General features: G+C 72.4%; 12 protein-coding genes. 11 read left to right on the forward strand and 1 reads right to left on the reverse strand.

Features of this window, described 5'->3' with window-relative positions; all coding sequences use genetic code 11:
• Window positions 1-508: 508 nt before the first annotated feature.
• The 11 genes from ACLGIH_RS21220 to ACLGIH_RS21270 all read left to right on the forward strand — a co-directional run bounded on the left by ACLGIH_RS21220 (window position 509) and on the right by ACLGIH_RS21270 (window position 14,993).
• Window positions 509-1,492 carry a hypothetical protein gene (locus tag ACLGIH_RS21220; protein WP_416526840.1) on the forward strand — a complete coding sequence of 328 codons (984 nt, stop codon included), beginning with the start codon at window positions 509-511 and terminating at the stop codon, window positions 1,490-1,492.
• Entirely contained in the window at window positions 1,492-3,696 is a 2,205-nt protein-coding gene (locus ACLGIH_RS21225; protein ID WP_416526841.1) for a bifunctional polysaccharide deacetylase/glycosyltransferase family 2 protein, read from the forward strand. The genes ACLGIH_RS21220 and ACLGIH_RS21225 overlap by 1 nt, the downstream gene beginning before the upstream one ends.
• Complete coding sequence (locus ACLGIH_RS21230; RefSeq protein WP_416526842.1) at window positions 3,693-5,027, forward strand: acyltransferase family protein; 1,335 nt, start codon at window positions 3,693-3,695, stop codon at window positions 5,025-5,027. The genes ACLGIH_RS21225 and ACLGIH_RS21230 overlap by 4 nt, the downstream gene beginning before the upstream one ends.
• 143 nt (window positions 5,028-5,170) lie before the next feature.
• Complete coding sequence (locus tag ACLGIH_RS21235; RefSeq protein WP_416526843.1) at window positions 5,171-6,556, forward strand: nitrate/nitrite transporter; 1,386 nt, start codon at window positions 5,171-5,173, stop codon at window positions 6,554-6,556.
• Between the two features lie 121 nt (window positions 6,557-6,677).
• Window positions 6,678-7,835: a uroporphyrinogen-III synthase gene (locus tag ACLGIH_RS21240; protein ID WP_416526844.1), complete on the forward strand. Its 1,158-nt coding sequence runs from the start codon at window positions 6,678-6,680 to the stop codon at window positions 7,833-7,835.
• 120 nt (window positions 7,836-7,955) lie between these two features.
• Window positions 7,956-8,552: a CGNR zinc finger domain-containing protein gene (locus ACLGIH_RS21245; RefSeq protein WP_416526845.1), complete on the forward strand. Its 597-nt coding sequence runs from the start codon at window positions 7,956-7,958 to the stop codon at window positions 8,550-8,552.
• A 214-nt stretch (window positions 8,553-8,766) separates the two neighbouring features.
• Window positions 8,767-9,291 carry a sigma-70 family RNA polymerase sigma factor gene (locus ACLGIH_RS21250; RefSeq protein WP_023550130.1) on the forward strand — a complete coding sequence of 175 codons (525 nt, stop codon included), beginning with the start codon at window positions 8,767-8,769 and terminating at the stop codon, window positions 9,289-9,291.
• A gap of 59 nt (window positions 9,292-9,350) precedes the next feature.
• Window positions 9,351-10,133, forward strand: a complete 783-nt coding sequence (locus ACLGIH_RS21255; protein ID WP_416526846.1) for an anti-sigma factor family protein — start codon at window positions 9,351-9,353, stop codon at window positions 10,131-10,133.
• Between the two features lie 60 nt (window positions 10,134-10,193).
• Window positions 10,194-12,545, forward strand: coding sequence for a HelD family protein (locus tag ACLGIH_RS21260; protein ID WP_416526847.1), 2,352 nt, complete (start codon window positions 10,194-10,196; stop codon window positions 12,543-12,545).
• 399 nt (window positions 12,546-12,944) lie between these two features.
• Entirely contained in the window at window positions 12,945-14,360 is a 1,416-nt protein-coding gene (locus ACLGIH_RS21265; RefSeq protein WP_416526848.1) for an NAD-dependent malic enzyme, read from the forward strand.
• A 351-nt stretch (window positions 14,361-14,711) separates the two neighbouring features.
• Entirely contained in the window at window positions 14,712-14,993 is a 282-nt protein-coding gene (locus tag ACLGIH_RS21270; RefSeq protein WP_003990598.1) for an HU family DNA-binding protein, read from the forward strand.
• 163 nt (window positions 14,994-15,156) lie between these two features.
• Here the strand turns inward: ACLGIH_RS21270 and murA are convergent, their stop codons facing one another.
• The gene (murA, locus tag ACLGIH_RS21275) at window positions 15,157-16,503 is read right to left on the reverse strand and encodes a UDP-N-acetylglucosamine 1-carboxyvinyltransferase (protein ID WP_416526849.1); all 1,347 of its coding nucleotides are present in this window, start codon (window positions 16,501-16,503) and stop codon (window positions 15,157-15,159) included.
• Window positions 16,504-16,738 lie beyond the last annotated feature (235 nt).

Genomic DNA, 16,738 nt, shown 5'->3' on the forward strand with positions numbered 1-16,738 from the left:
TCTTGGCCTGAGCACGGTGTGGTACAGGGGGCGCTCGAACCTGGTGGGGGCCGGTTCGGTCGACGGGTGCTCGGAGTCGTATGCGCACCCGGAACTGTCCCGTGGGGGGAAGTGCGTGCGCGTGAAGAAATGGCAGAAAGACGCCCAACCGGAGTGGCCCGAGGCCGCCTCGGTGACCCGCGGGCTTCCTGAGACGAGGCCCGGCGCCGGCATGAGGCACGGGTTTCCCGAGACCGGCGCGTTCCCCGAGCCCGGCGCCGGCATACGCCCGCCCGGCCAGGACGCCGCCCCCGCCACCTCCGCCGCCTCCGCCGCCTCCGCCGCCCCCACCCGGACACCGGGTTCCCGAAGGGACCGAAACCCCATGGGCCCGGACCGAACGGGCGCGCACCGCCCCGGCGCAAACCGAATAGGCCCGGACCGAATAGGCCCGGACCGAGCAGGCCCGGACTGGACGAGCGCGGAGCGGCCGGGCCCCGACCGGACGGGGCAGGACCGGACCCGCCCCATGCGGCCGTACCGACCCGGTGGCCCGGACGACGACGCCACGGACGTCCTCCCCTCGGTCGCCGCCACCCGAGCCTTCCCCGGCCCCGGTACCGGCCCCGGTACCGCCCCCCTCCGCGACCCATGGGCGGACGCGCCCGGTACCGGCCCCGGTACCGCCCCCCTCCGCGACCCATGGGCGGACGCGCCCGGAACCGCGGCGCCCTCGCCGGACGCCGGCGCGGAACACACCCACGACCCGCACGAGGTGACGGTCCAGCTCGACGCCGTCCAGCTCGGGGACGGACTGCTCCGCCGGGCCGAGGGCACCCCCCGCAGGGCCCCCGAGGGCTCCGACGGGCCCGTCTTCGTCGACGCCTCCGGCCGCCGCAGCCGCCGTTTCCGCCGCCTCGGCATAGCCGTCGGCATCGCCTGCGCCGTCTACGCGGTCGTCATGGTGGCCACGCTGATGTCCGGCAACTCCAACGCGCCCTGGCTGCCCGTCCCGGGCCAGCAGGAGGGCAAACCGGCCGGCCAGGTCGACACCACGCCGCTGCCCGAGGAGCCCGTAGAGCCGTCCGCCACCGCCGGCGGCACCGTCCCCCGTGCCACCCCTTCGGCCGGTGACACGGCGGCACCCGCCCCCGGCGCCGAAGCACCCGCCGCCGGCACCACCGCCGACCCCGCACCGCCCGCCGGTGCGGCCGACCCCGAGCCGACCGCCACCCGGACCACCCCCAGGCCGGGCGCCGGCGGCGCGACCGAGCCGGGCCCGGGCGACACGCCGAAGGCCCCGGACCCCGGCCCGGTGGACCCGAGCCCCACGGACGGCGGCGAACCCTCCCCCGACCCGTCCCCGACCACCGGCGGCGGCGACTCCGCGGGCACCGGCGGCGACCCCGGGACCGGCACCGTCCCGAACGGCGCGACCGACCCGTCCCCCGTCGCGGCCCCGTTCGCCGACGCTCACCCCTCTCCCTCCCCGTCCCCGGAGTACACCCTCTGATGGCATCCCGCACCCGCCGTCACCGGGCCGCGACCGGAGCCCGTGACGGCTCCCCGCGGCGCCGTCTGCCCTTGCGCCTGCTGCTGCCGGTGCTCGTCCTCGCCGCCCTGATGGCGATGCTCATGCTGCGCGGCTACGTGCACAGCGAGATCCTCGCCGACCACCGCGTCCAGGCCCCCGCCGCCACCGACCGGGTTCCGGAGGAGATCCTGGAGGGCGGCCCCGTCATCGACACCCGTGGCGGCCGCACCGAGAGCCTGAGCGTCCCGGACCACCGCCTGGTCCTCACCTTCGACGACGGCCCGGACCCGATCTGGACCCCGAAGGTCCTGGACGTGCTGAAGGAGCACGACGCGCACGCCGTCTTCTTCGTCACCGGCACCATGGCCTCCCGCTACCCGGACCTGGTCAGGCGCATGGTGGACGAGGGCCACGAGATCGGCCTGCACACCTTCAACCACCCCGACCTCTCCCTCCAGTCCAAGGACCGCATCGACTGGGAGCTGTCGCAGAACCAGCTCGCCATCACCGGCGCCGCCGGCATCCGCACCTCCCTGTTCCGGCCGCCGTACTCCTCCTTCGCCGACGCCATGGACAACGAGACCTGGCCGGTCACCCAGTACATCGGCTCCCGCGGCTACATCACGGTCGTCAACAACACCGACAGCGAGGACTGGCAGCGCCCCGGCGTCGACGAGATCATCCGCCGGGCCACGCCCGAGGGCGGCAAGGGCGCCATCGTCCTGATGCACGACTCCGGCGGCGACCGCAGCCAGACCGTCGCGGCGCTGGACAGGTTCCTGCCCGACCTGAAGAAGCAGGGCTACGAGTTCGACAACCTCACCGAGGCCCTGGACGCGCCCAGCGCGCACAGCCCCGTCACCGGGACCGACCTGTGGAAGGGCAAGGCCTGGGTCTTCCTGGTCCAGGCGTCCGAGCACATCACCGACGTCCTGGTGGCCGGTCTCGCGGTCATCGGCTTCCTGGTCATCGGGCGCTTCCTGCTGATGCTGGTCCTCTCCGGCATCCACGCCCGCCGGGTGCGCCGCCGCGGCTTCCGCTGGGGACCGCCGGTCACCGAACCCGTGTCGGTGCTGGTCCCGGCGTACAACGAGGCCAAGTGCATCGAGAACACCGTCCGTTCGCTGATGGCCAGTGACCACCCCATCGAGATCCTGGTCGTCGACGACGGCTCGACCGACGGCACGGCCCGCATCGTCGAGGCCATGGGCCTGCCCAACGTCCGCGTCGTCCGGCAGCTCAACGCGGGCAAACCGGCCGCGCTCAACAGGGGCCTGGCCAACGCCCGCCACGACATCGTCGTGATGATGGACGGCGACACGGTCTTCGAGCCCTCGACCGTCCGCGAACTCGTCCAGCCCTTCGGCGACCCGAACGTCGGCGCGGTCGCCGGCAACGCCAAGGTCGGCAACAAGGACAGCCTCATCGGCGCCTGGCAGCACATCGAGTACGTGATGGGCTTCAACCTGGACCGCCGCATGTACGACGTCCTGCGCTGCATGCCGACCATCCCGGGCGCCGTCGGCGCGTTCCGGCGCTCGGCGCTGGAGCGGGTCGGCGGCATGAGCGACGACACGCTCGCCGAGGACACCGACGTCACCATGGCGCTGCACCGCGACGGCTGGCGCGTGGTCTACGCCGAGAACGCCCGCGCCTGGACCGAGGCGCCGGAGACCGTCCAGCAGCTGTGGTCCCAGCGCTACCGCTGGTCCTACGGCACGATGCAGGCGATCTGGAAGCACCGCCGGGCCCTGATCGACAAGGGCCCCTCGGGCCGCTTCGGCCGGGTCGGACTGCCCTTCGTCTCGCTCTTCATGGTGCTGGCCCCGCTGCTGGCCCCGTTGATCGACATCTTCCTCCTCTACGGGATCGTCTTCGGCCCGACCGAGAAGACGATCGTGGCCTGGCTGGGCGTGCTGGCGATCCAGGCGGTCTGCGCGGCGTACGCCTTCCGCCTCGACCGCGAACGCATGACCCATCTCATCTCGCTGCCGTTGCAGCAGATCCTCTACCGCCAGCTGATGTACGTCGTGCTGCTCCAGTCCTGGATCACCGCGCTCACCGGCGGCCGCCTGCGCTGGCAGAAGCTGCGCCGCACCGGTGTCGTCGAGGCGCCCGGCGGCGCCCCCGGGATGCCGCGCCAGCGGACGCGCGGCAGCGATGACCGGAGGCCGGTGGCATGACCCACGGACACCCGACCGGCACGAGCCCGGAGCCGACCCCCTACGGAAGCCCCCAGGCGCCGTACGGAACCCCGCAGGCGCCCTACGGAGCCCCCCAGCCGCCGTACGGGATCCCGCAGCAGCGCACCACGGTCCCGGCTCCGGAGCCCGCACCGCAGAGCGCGCCGGAGACGGGGGCCGCGGCCCCCCGGAAGCCGGGCCGCGACCGCTACCTGGACCTGCTGCGCTCCGTCGCCCTGGTCCGCGTCGTCGTCTACCACCTCTTCGGCTGGGCCTGGCTGACGGTGCTGTTCCCGTCGATGGGCGTGATGTTCGCGCTGGCGGGCTCCCTGATGGCGCGCTCCCTGAACCGGCCCGCGCTGGGCGTGATCAAGAGCCGTGTGCGGCGCCTCCTGCCGCCGCTGTGGGCGTTCAGCGCGGTGGTGCTGGCGCTGCTGTTCGCCGGCGGCTGGAACCCGGCCGACGACGCGGACCACGGCGACACCTGGGGCCTGCTCGGCCTCGTCAACTACCTGGTCCCGATCGGCGCCCCGCCCTTCCCCTGGCAGATCGGCTCGCCGTCCGGGCTGCTGGAGGACACCTGGGCGGTGCAGGCCGCGGGTCCCCTGTGGTACCTGCGCGCGTACCTGTGGTTCGTGATCGCCTCCCCCCTGCTGCTGTGGGCGTTCCGCCGGGCGCCGTGGCCGACGCTGCTCGCGCCGCTGGGCCTGACGGCGATCGTCGGCACCGGCCTGGTGACCATCCCCGGCGAGACCGGCAACGCCGTCACCGACTTCGCGGTCTACGGCGGCTGCTGGGTGCTGGGCTTCGCCCACCACGAGGGCCTGCTGAAGCAGATCCCCCGCTATGTCTCCGTCTCGCTCGCGGCCCTGATCATGGCGTTCGGCCTGTGGTGGGCGTCGAACCACCTGGGCGCCGACGGCTGGGACCTGAACGACATCCCGCTGGCCCAGGCCACCTGGTCCTTCGGCTTCGTCGTGATCCTCCTCCAGTACTCCCCGTCCTGGCAGGAACTCCCCGGCCGGCTGAAGAGGTGGGACCGGCTGGTGACCCTCTCCAACAACCGGGCGGTCACCATCTACCTGTGGCACAACATGCTCATCATGGCCACGATCCCGATCATCGACCTGGCCTTCGAACTCCCCTTCATGCAGAGCGAGCGCGCCGTGGACGCCCTCGGCTCGACCTACACGCTGTGGATGTTCTTCCTGGTCTGGCCCCTGATCGGCCTGATGGTCGTCGCGGTCGGCTGGGTCGAGGACCTGGCGGCCGGGCGCAGGCCGCGGCTGTGGCCGAACGGGACCGGCAGGCGGCGGTCGCGGAGCAGGTGACCGCCCGGGCCGCGCCGTGACCTCTCACCCCGCTCCCCGGCGGGGTGAGAGCAACGTTCCCTTCCGGTCACCCACAGGCACAGGCCGGAAACGCGTCCTCCCTACCTTCGGAACTCCGAGTTTCGGAGCACCGTGGAGGCGTCATGACAGGCCCTGGTACAGCCCCCGCACCCCGGCACAGGGGCGGCCGCTGGATCGAGCGCTGGGACCCCGAGGACGAGACGTTCTGGCGGGAGACCGGTGAGAAGGTCGCCAACCGGAACCTGTTCTTCTCCGTGCTGTCCGAGCACATCGGGTTCTCGGTGTGGACCCTGTGGTCCGTGCTCGTCCTCTTCATGGGACCCGAGTACGGGCTGACCGCGGCCGACAAGTTCCTGCTGACCTCCGTGGTCACCCTCGTCGGCGCGGTCGTCCGGGTGCCCTACACCTTCGCCGTCGCGGTCTTCGGCGGCCGGAACTGGACGATCATCTCGGCCAGTCTGCTGCTGATCCCGACCGTCGCCGCCTTCGTCGTGATGGAACCGGGGACGTCCTACTCCACCTTCCTGCTGGTCGGCCTGCTGGCCGGCATCGGCGGCGGCAACTTCGCCTCGTCCATGACCAACATCAACGCCTTCTTCCCGCTGCGGAAGAAGGGCTGGGCGCTCGGTATGAACGCGGGCGGCGGCAACATCGGCGTGCCCGTCATCCAGCTGGTCGCCCTCGCCATCATCGGCGCGAGCGGGGGACCGCGGGTGCTGCTCGGCATCTACATCCCGCTGATCGTCCTCGCCGCCACCCTCTCCGCGCTGTACATGGACAACATCGCGTCCGTGAGGAACGACACCGGCGCCGCCAAGGACGCCGCCCGGGACCGCCACACCTGGATCATGGCCTTCCTCTACGTCGGCACGTTCGGGTCGTTCATCGGCTACAGCTTCGCCTTCGGGCAGGTGCTGACCAGCCAGTTCGGGCGGACTCCGATGCAGGCCGCCTACCTCACCTTCATCGGTCCGCTGCTCGGCTCGCTGATCCGGCCCGTGGGCGGGCGGCTCGCCGACCGGTACGGCGGGGCGCGGATCACGCTGTGGAACTACGTCGCCATGGGCGCCGCCACCGCCGTACTCGTCATGGCCAGCATGCAGCGGTCGCTGGCGCTGTTCGTCGCCGTGTTCGTCGTGCTGTTCGTGCTCAGCGGGCTCGGCAACGGCTCGACGTTCAAGATGATCCCCGGCATCTTCCAGGCCAAGGCGCTGGCCAAGGGCCTGTCCGGGGAGGAGGCGGCCGCGTACGGGCGGCGGCTGTCCGGTGCCTCCATGGGGCTCATCGGGGCCGTGGGCGCGCTCGGCGGCGTCGGCATCAACCTCGCCTTCCGGCAGTCCTTCCTCTCCTACGGCTCCGGCACCGGCGCCTTCGTCGCCTTCCTCGCCTTCTACGCCGCCTGCTTCGCGGTCACCTGGGCCGTATACCTCCGCCGCCCGGCCGCCACAGCGCCGGACCAGGGCGTCGCCGCCGAGACGAAACCGCAGTTCAGCTACGCCGACGTGTGACCGCGCGGGACGTAACACTGGTGACATACGTCCGAACCGAGCCTGTCACGAGCCGTTGACAGGCTCGTCCGGCACGTGGGTGTGAACGACGCGTGAATGTGAATGATCAGGGGCGAGTGCCATGGACGACGAACAGCAGCGACCGGACCACGGCCCGCTGGCCGGCTTCACCGTGGGGGTGACCGCCGCCCGCCGGGCCGACGAACTGGGGGCGCTCCTGCAGCGGCGCGGTGCCGCAGTCCTGCACGCCCCCGCCCTGCGGATCGTGCCGCTCGCCGACGACAGCGAACTGCTCGCCGCGACCAAGGAGATCATCGGCCAGGCGCCCGACGTGGTCGTCGCCACCACGGCCATCGGCTTCCGGGGCTGGGTCGAGGCCGCCGACGGCTGGGGGCTCGGCGAGGCCCTGCTCGACCGGCTGCGCACGGTGGAGCTGCTGGCCCGCGGCCCGAAGGTCAAGGGCGCGGTCCGGGCCGCCGGGCTGACCGAGCGGTGGTCGCCGTCGTCCGAGTCCCTGGCCGAGGTGCTGGACCGGCTGCTGGAGCAGGGCGTCGACGGCCGCCGCATCGCCGTCCAGTTGCACGGCGAGCCGCTGCCCGGGTTCGTGGAGGCGCTGCGGGCGGGCGGCGCCGACGTCGTCGGCGTCCCCGTCTACCGGTGGCTTCCGCCGGAGGACCTCGGTCCCGTCGACCGGCTCCTGGACGCCGCCGTCTCGCGCGGCCTGGACGCCGTGACCTTCACCAGCGCGCCCGCCGCCGCCTCCCTCTTCTCCCGCGCCGAGGAACGCGGGCTGCTGCCCGAACTGCTCGCCGCCCTCGGCCACGACGTCCTGCCGGCCTGCGTCGGCCCGGTCACCGCGCTGCCGTTGCAGGCGCGCGGGATCGACACCGTCCAGCCCGAGCGGTTCCGGCTCGGCCCGCTCGTCCAGCTGCTGTGCCAGGAACTCCCGGGCCGCGCGCGGTCGCTGCCGCTGGCCGGGCGCCAGGTGGAGATCCGCGGGCACGCGGTGCTGGTGGACGGCGAGCTGAAACCCGTACCGCCCGCCGGGATGTCGCTCCTGCGGGCGCTGGCCCGGCGGCCCGGCTGGGTGGTCTCCCGCGCGGAGCTGCTGCGGGCCCTGCCGGGTACCGGGCGCGACGAGCACGCGGTGGAGACGGCGATGGCCCGGCTGCGCACCGCCCTCGGGGCGCCGAAGCTGATCCAGACCGTGGTCAAGCGCGGCTACCGGCTCGCCTTGGACCCGGCCGCCGACACCAAGTACGCCGACGACGACGCCTGAACCCCGTACGGCCGGCCGGAGGGGTTCCGGAGCCGGGAGCGGGCGGGCACTGTGGGAGGGGAATGCTCCGGGAGCGCTCCGCTCCCACCTGCTGGGGAAACCCTAGGCGGTGACAGGCACATGGCACTGGGTACGGCCACGTCCCCGTACGACCTGCGGTTCGACACCGGACGGATCTGTCTGGACCTCCTCACCACCACCCACCCGGTCGAGCGGCTCACCTCCGTCGCGGTGCTGCGCGCGTGGATCACCGGCTGCGGGCTCGTCCCGCCGGGCACCCCGCTGGCGCACGCAGACGCCTCCTGGCCGGCCGCCTTCCGCGAACTGCGCGCCCAGACGTCCCTGTTGGTGCGCGCCCGCCCGGCACCCGGCGCCCGTCCCTACGACCTGGCGCTGGCCCGGGTGAACGACCTGGCCCGCGCCGCGCCCCCGGCGCCGCGCGCGGTGCGCGGCGAAGACGGTGCCCTCGTCCGGGAGCTGACCGGCCCCCCGGAGTGCACCGCCCTGCTGGCCGCGGTGGCCCGGGACGCCGTGGAACTGCTCACCGATCCCGTCGCCCGTGCGGCGCTGCGCCAGTGCGAGGGCGACAACTGCCCGATCGTGTACCTGGACACCTCCCGGGGCCGCCGCCGGCGCTGGTGCTCCAGCGGGATCTGCGGCAACCGCGAACGCGTCGCCCGCCACCGCCGCCGCGCCGCCGCCCTCGCCCGCGCGTGAGAGATCACGTGGCAAATCGCGTGGGAAATGTGGCCGCATGTCCCGCTCGTCATGCCCGCCGGAGAAAACTGCCGCCCCCCTTTGAACACCCGGCGCCCCGCATCCGTACCGGATGGGCGAGCGACCGACTCGGGGGAGGCCCCGGACATCGGAGGTGGGCGTGCGCAAGGATCCCGTCGTGGCCAGGGAACGTGGAACGAGGGCCCGACATCGCATGTCCTCCCAGCCCTCGGAACCCGACGAGGAGCTGATGCGTGCGCTGTACCGGGAGCACGCCGGACCGCTGCTGGCGTATGTGCTGCGACTGGTCGCGGGGGACCGGCAGCGCGCCGAGGACGTCGTGCAGGAGACGCTCATCCGTGCCTGGAAGAACGCCGGTCAGCTCAATCGGGCGACCGGATCGGTACGCCCCTGGCTGGTGACGGTCGCCCGGCGCATCGTCATCGACGGCCACCGCAGCCGGCAGGCCCGGCCGCAGGAGGTCGATCCGTCGCCGCTGGAGGTCATCCCCGCGGAGGACGAGATCGACAAGGCGCTGTGGCTGATGACGCTGTCGGACGCGCTCGACGACCTGACCCCGGCCCACCGGGAGGTTCTCGTCGAGACGTACTTCAAAGGGCGTACCGTCAATGAGGCGGCCGAGACACTGGGCATACCTAGCGGCACCGTGCGCTCACGGGTGTTCTACGCCCTGCGCTCGATGAAGCTGGCTCTGGAGGAGCGGGGGGTGACGGCGTGATGAGCGGATACGGAGGCTTTCAGGGATACGGCGCGGGTGACACGGGTAACTCTGGACCCATGAGCCCCACGCAGGGAGCACCGGTGCCGAACGAACACGAGACCGTCGGCGCCTACGCCCTCGGCATCCTCGACGACGCCGAGGCCACCGCGTTCGAGGCGCATCTGGCCGGCTGCGAGTGGTGCGCCCAGCAACTGGACGAGCTGGCCGGGATGGAGCCGATGCTGGCCGCCCTCGCGGACCTGCCGGGCGCCGGCACGCCCGCGATCGCCGAGTCACTGTCGGCGAAGCCCAGCCCGCGGCTGTCGGAGAAGCTCGTCGACGAGGTCGCCGAGCGCCGCGCCCGCAAGAAGCGCCGCAACCTCTACCTGGTGGGCACCGCCGCCGCGCTGATCATCGGCGGTCCCTTCGCGGCCGTGGCGACCACCGGCGACGGCGGCGGCGGTGGCGGCCAGAAGACCGAGGCGGCGCCGGAGGCCGGTCCCGCCGCCTCCGCCTTCGCCGAGATGCCCGACCGGGTCAGCGCGACCGACCCGAGCACCAAGGTCAGCGCGACCGTGGCCCTGGAGAAGAAGGCCTGGGGCACCCACGCCGTCCTGGAGCTGAAGAACGTCAAGGGCCCGGAGAAGTGCTCCCTGATCGCCGTCGGCAAGAACGGCGAGCGCGAGACGGTCACCTCCTGGTCCGTCCCGGACTGGGGCTACGGCATCCCGAACGCCACCACCGAGCAGGCCAAGAAGCCGCTCTACGTCCATGGCGGCGCCGCCTTCGAGCCCAACGAGATCGACCACTTCGAGGTCATGACCTTCGACGGGAAGCGGCTCGTGGAAGTCGACGCGTAGCCTCCGGTGGCCCCCTTCGCGTACGGTTGACGGCTGCCCAGCACGTCAGAAGGGGGCCCGGTGGCCGCACAGGCTCAGCAGGATTCAGCGGTCGGCTCGGTGCACGACTCCGTACGCGACCGAGAGATCAGCGTGGAGCAGGAACACCTGGACCGGGTGTACCGCCGCCTCGAGGAGAAGATCCACGAGGCCGAGTTCCTCATGGACGACGCGGCCCGGCGCGGCCAGGTCGGCACGCCCGGCGCGCTGGCCGAGCGGGACGCCCAGGTCTACCGGGCCGGCATCCACCTCAACCGGCTGAACAACGAGTTCGAGGACTTCCTCTTCGGCCGTATCGACCTGCTCCCCGGCAAGGACGGCAAGAAGGGCCCGGACGGCGCCTACACCGCCGTGGAGCCCGCCGAGGGCGCGGTGCGGCCGGACAACACCGCAGACATCGCCGAGACCCTGCACATCGGCCGTATCGGCGTCCTGGACGCGGACTACGCCCCCCTGGTGATCGACTGGCGGGCGCCCGCCGCCGCGCCCTTCTACCGCTCCACGCCGGTCGACCCCGGCCGGGTGGTCCGCCGCCGGGTCATCCGCTCCAAGGGGCGGCGCGTCCTCGGCGTGGAGGACGACCTGATGCGCCCCGAGGTCCGGGCGCACCTCGACGGCGACGAGCTGGCGGTGATCGGCGACGGCGCCCTGATGGCCGCACTCGGCCGGGCCCGCACCCACAGCATGCGGGACATCGTCGCCTCCATCCAGGCCGAGCAGGACCTGGTGATCCGGGCCCCCGCCGCCTCCGTGACCTACGTCGAGGGCGGCCCCGGCACCGGCAAGACCGCCGTCGCCCTGCACCGGGCGGCGTACCTGCTCTACCAGGACCGGCGCCGGTACGCGGGCGGCATCCTGATCGTCTCCCCGACCCCGCTGCTGGTGGCGTACACCGAGGGCGTGCTGCCCTCCCTGGGCGAGGAGGGACAGGTCGCCATCCGGGCCATCGGCTCGCTCGTCGACGGCGCCGAGGCCGGGCTCTACGACTCCCCGGCCACCGCCCGTGCCAAGGGATCCGCCCGGATGCTCAAGGTGCTGCGCAAGGCCGCCCGCGGCGCCCTGGAGCTGAACGACGCGCCGCAGCGGCTGCGGGTCGTCGCCTTCGGCCGCCGGCTCGAACTGCAGGCCGAGGAGCTGGCGGGCATCCGCCGCGCCGCCCTCGGCGGCACCGCGCCGGTGAACCTGCTGCGCCCCCGCGCCCGCAAGCTGCTGCTGGACGCCCTGTGGGACAGATCCGGCGCCGCCGCCCGGCACACCGACCCCGAACTGGCCGCCGAGCTGCGCTCCTCCTTCGACGAGGACGTGTCGGCGGAGGACTCCTTCCTCGCGTTCCTGGACGCCTGGTGGCCGGAGCTGACCCCGGCCGCGGTGCTGGCGGCCATGGCCGACGAGCGGCGTCTGGGCCGCTGGTCCCGCCGGGTGCTCAACCCCGGTGAGGTCCGCCGGATCGCCCGCTCGCTGCGCCGCGAGGGCTACTCGGTGCACGACATCGCCCTGCTCGACGAGTTGCAGGCGATCCTCGGCGCCCCGGCCCGCCCGCGCCGCAAGCGCGAGATCGACCCGCTGGACCAGCTCACCGGCCTGGAGGAGCTGATGCCGCAGCGCGAGGAGAGCCGGCGCGAGCGCGCCGAGCGGCTGGCGCAGGAGCGCACCGAGTACGCCCACGTCATCGTCGACGAGGCGCAGGACCTCACGCCGATGCAGTGGCGCATGGTCGGCCGCCGCGGCCGGCAGGCCACCTGGACGGTCGTCGGCGATCCGGCCCAGTCCTCCTGGTCCGACCCCGAGGAGGCGGCCGCGGCCCGCGACGAGGCCCTCGGCAGCCGCCCGCCCGTCTCCCACCACCACTCTTCCGAGGAAGGCCCTGCGGGCCGCCCCTCTCGTGGGCGCCGCTTCCGGCTGACCGTGAACTACCGCAACCCGGCCGAGATCGCCGAGCTGGCCGCCAGGGTGCTCGCCCTGGCCATGCCGGGCTCCGAGTCGCCCTCGGCGGTGCGCTCCACGGGCGTGCGGCCGCGGTTCGCGGTGGCCGGGGACGCGCCGGCCGACACCGTCCGGGCGGAGACCGCCCGCCTGCTGGACCGGGTCGACGGCACGGTCGGCGTCGTGGTGGCGATGAACCGCCGCGAGGAGGCCCGCCGCTGGCTGGCCGGGCTCGGCGACCGGGCGGTGGCGCTCGGCAGCCTGGAGGCCAAGGGTCTGGAGTACGACGCGACGGTCGTCGTCTCCCCGGCCGAGATCGCGGACGAGTCGCCGGCCGGGCTGCGTGTGCTGTACGTCGCACTGACCCGGGCCACCCAGCAGCTGACGGTCGTCTCGGGGGAGCGGGACGAGCCGGACGAGGCCGGGGTGCCGGACCTGCTGCGCGACTGAGCCGGACGGCGTGAGGCCCGCACCGTCGATGGTGCGGGCCTCACGCGCTGCGTCTGAGTGGCACCGACCCGCCATGCTCGCCTCGCGGCAAGTGGTCGCTCGCAGCGACGATGGTTGGGCCCGGGGGCTTGGATCGAGCCGGTGCCACGTCCACGGTAACAAACGATCGCCGTAGGGCCATTCCCCTTCCCGGGGCAGTTTTCTCCGTCACCCGATGGTCTTCCTTCCGCCTTGAACTTCTCGTATGGTGGAAGTCGTTTTCCGAAAGACGGCTACCGCTGGCCGGCCTGCGCGCGAACAAAACGTTCGCAATCCAGGGCGGCTAACAGGTACTGAGCGGTAGGTGCGACGATCGGACGGCACAACACAGCCATACGGTGAAAGCAGAGGAAGTCGGCCATGGCAACGGCGCCCAGCGTCTCCTACTCGATGACGGTCCGGCTGGAGGTGCCCGCGGGCGGAACCGCCGTCTCGCAGCTCACCACCGCCGTGGAGTCCTCCGGAGGCTCGGTGACCGGCCTCGACGTCACCGCCTCCGGCCACGAGAGGCTCCGGATCGACGTCACCATCGCGGCCAGCTCCACCGCGCACGCCGACGAGATCGTGGAGAAGCTGCGCGGCATCGAGGGCGTCACGCTGGGCAAGGTCTCGGACCGCACCTTCCTGATGCACCTCGGCGGCAAGATCGAGATGGCGTCGAAGCACCCCATCCGCAACCGTGACGACCTCTCCATGGTCTACACGCCGGGCGTGGCCCGCGTCTGCATGGCCATCGCCGAGAACCCCGAGGACGCCCGCCGGCTGACCATCAAGCGCAACTCCGTCGCGGTCGTGACGGACGGCTCCGCGGTGCTGGGCCTGGGCAACATCGGCCCGAAGGCCGCGCTCCCCGTCATGGAGGGCAAGGCGGCCCTGTTCAAGCGGTTCGCCGGCATCGACGCCTGGCCGATCTGCCTCGACACCCAGGACACCGACGCGATCGTCGAGATCGTCAAGGCGATCGCCCCCGGCTTCGCCGGCATCAACCTGGAGGACATCTCCGCGCCCCGCTGCTTCGAGATCGAGGCCCGGCTGCGCGAGGCCCTGGACATCCCCGTCTTCCACGACGACCAGCACGGCACCGCGATCGTCGTCCTCGCCGCCCTCACCAACGCCCTGCGCGTGGTCGACAAGGGCATCGAGAACGTCCGCGTGGTCATGTCCGGCGCCGGCGCGGCCGGTACGGCGATCCTGAAGCTGCTGCTCGCCGCCGGGGTGAAGAACGCCGTCGTGGCCGACATCCACGGCGTGGTGCACGCCGGCCGCGACGACCTCGTCGACGCCGCCCCCGGGTCGGCGCTGCGCTGGATCGCCGACAACACCAACCCCGAGGGCCTCACGGGCACGCTGAAGGAGGCGGTGCGCGACGCCGACGTCTTCATCGGCGTCTCGGCCCCCAACGTCCTCGACGGCACCGACGTGGCCGCGATGGCGGACGGCGCGATCGTGTTCGCCCTCGCGAACCCCGACCCCGAGGTCGACCCGGCAATCGCCCGTCAGACGGCCGCGGTTGTGGCCACGGGCCGCTCCGACTTCCCCAACCAGATCAACAACGTGCTGGTGTTCCCGGGCGTCTTCCGCGGTCTGCTGGACGCCCAGTCGCGCACCGTCAACACCGAGATGATGCTGGCCGCCGCGCAGGCCCTCGCCGACGTGGTGACCGAGGACGAACTGAACCCCAACTACATCGTCCCCAGCGTCTTCAACGACAAGGTCGCCGGTGCCGTCGCCGGCGCGGTCCGCGAGGCGGCGAAGGCGGCGGGCGCGACCGCGTAGGGGCGATCCACCGGACGGTGCGGGCCGCGCCACGGCGGCTGTGAGGATCTTCACGGCCGCCGTCCGGCGCGTCGCGGAACCGGCGGACCCGGCCCGCCCTCTAATGTGGCGGCCAGGCTCAGGCCCTCTCATCGTGTGACTCCCAAGGGTGTTCTCACGACTCCTGGGGGTGCCGGATTGGCTTTACCGCCGCAGGTGGAGGCAGGATGCCTCCCTGGGCGCGAGGGTCTGACGACGGACCCGGGTCCGGGACCTCACCGGGGACCCTGGCAGCATCGGCTTGGCCGTGCCCATCATGCGGCTTGGCCGCGTGGCACGCCGCAACGGCAAGAAGAACACGGGAGTAACAACATGAACCGCAGTGAGCTGGTGGCCGCGCTGGCCGACCGCGCCGAGGTGACCCGCAAGGACGCCGACGCCGTGCTGGCCGCGTTCGCCGACGTCGTCGGCGACATCGTCTCCAAGGGCGACGAGAAGGTCACCATCCCCGGCTTCCTCACCTTCGAGCGCACCCACCGTGCCGCTCGCACCGCCCGCAACCCGCAGACCGGCGAGCCGATCCAGATCCCGGCCGGCTACAGCGTGAAGGTCTCCGCGGGCAGCAAGCTCAAGGAAGCGGCCAAGGGCAAGTAAGGGCGCCTTCACGCCGTACCGGCGTGGCGCCACGGGCGACTGCGGGCCGGCTGTGGCTGGTCGCGCAGTTCCCCGCGCCCCTTCGGGGGCGCTTCTCCACACGCCGATGGGGCGGCCACCCGAGTCCGGGTGGCCGCCCCATCGGCGTGTGCCGGGCCGTCGGTCAGCCGAGCGCCTTGCCGGGCAGCTCGACCTTCGCGCCCAGCTCCATGAGCTTCTCCATGAAGTTCTCGTAGCCCCGGTTGATCAGCTCGATGCCGTGCACCCGGGAGGTGCCCTGGGCGGCGAGGGCGGCGATGAGGTAGGAGAAGCCGCCGCGCAGGTCGGGGATGACCAGGTCGGCGCCCTCCAGCTTGGTCGGGCCCGACACGACCGCCGAGTGCAGGAAGTTGCGCTGGCCGAAACGGCAGTGCGATCCGCCGAGGCACTCGCGGTAGAGCTGGATGTGGGCGCCCATCTGGTTCAGCGCGGAGGTGAAGCCGAGGCGGGACTCGTAGACCGTCTCGTGGATGATGGACAGGCCCGTGGCCTGCGTCAGCGCCACCACCAGCGGCTGCTGCCAGTCGGTCTGGAAACCGGGGTGGACGTCCGTCTCCAGGGCGATGGACTTCAGCTGTCCGCCCGGGTGCCAGAAGCGGATGCCCTCGTCCTCGATCTCGAAGGCGCCGCCCACCTTCCGGTAGGTGTTCAGGAACGTCATCATCGACCGCTGCTGGGCGCCGCGGACGTAGATGTTGCCCTCGGTCGCCAGCGCCGCCGACGCCCAGGACGCTGCCTCCAGGCGGTCCGGCAGGGCGCGGTGGTTGTAGCCGCCGAGCCTGTCCACACCGGTGATGCGGATCGTCCGGTCGGTGTCCATCGCGATGATCGCGCCCATCTTCTGCAGCACGCAGATCAGGTCCTCGATCTCCGGCTCCACGGCCGCGTTGGACAACTCCGTGACGCCCTCGGCCAGAACGGCCGTCAGCAGCACCTGCTCGGTCGCGCCCACGGACGGGTACGGCAGCCGGATCTTCGTGCCGCGCAGCCGCTGCGGGGCCTCCAGATACTGGCCGTCCGCCCGCTTCTCGATGGTCGCGCCGAACTGCCGCAGCACGTCGAAGTGGAAGTCGATGGGCCGGCCGCCGATGTCACAGCCGCCCAGGCCCGGGATGAACGCGTGCCCGAGGCGGTGCAGCAGCGGCCCGCAGAACAGGATCGGGATACGGCTCGACCCCGCGTGGGCATCGATGTCGGCCACGTTGGCGCTCTCGACGTGCGTCGGGTCGAGCACCAGTTCACCGGGCTCCTCGCCCGGGCGGACCGTCACCCCGTGCAGCTGCAGCAGTCCGCGTACGACACGCACGTCGCGGATGTCCGGCACGTTGCGCATGCGGCTCGGCGCGCTGCCGAGCAGCGCGGCGACCATGGCCTTCGGTACGAGGTTCTTCGCACCGCGGACACGGATCTCGCCCTCCAGCGGGGTCCCGCCGTGGACAAGCAGTACGTCATCAGCGCCGTTGACGGTCATGAATCTCGCGTTCCGTGGGGTGGGGCAGGGGCCAGGAGGGAAAGGGTAATCGCCTTGCACCCCCCTTCTGTAAGCCCACGTACCGCCCCGCACCGTCATAGCTCTGTCACAACACGAACCGTTGGGTGACGGGCACATGCGGTCACGGCCGGCACGTGTGCGCGTGGGCTGCACCGGTGCGCCCTGACCTGCTCCTCACCCCCGTGCCCCGATTGCCTCCCCACGGACGGACAAC

Origin of the sequence: Streptomyces hamibioticus (genome assembly GCF_047946815.1) — a bacterium.
GTDB lineage: Bacteria > Actinomycetota > Actinomycetes > Streptomycetales > Streptomycetaceae > Streptomyces.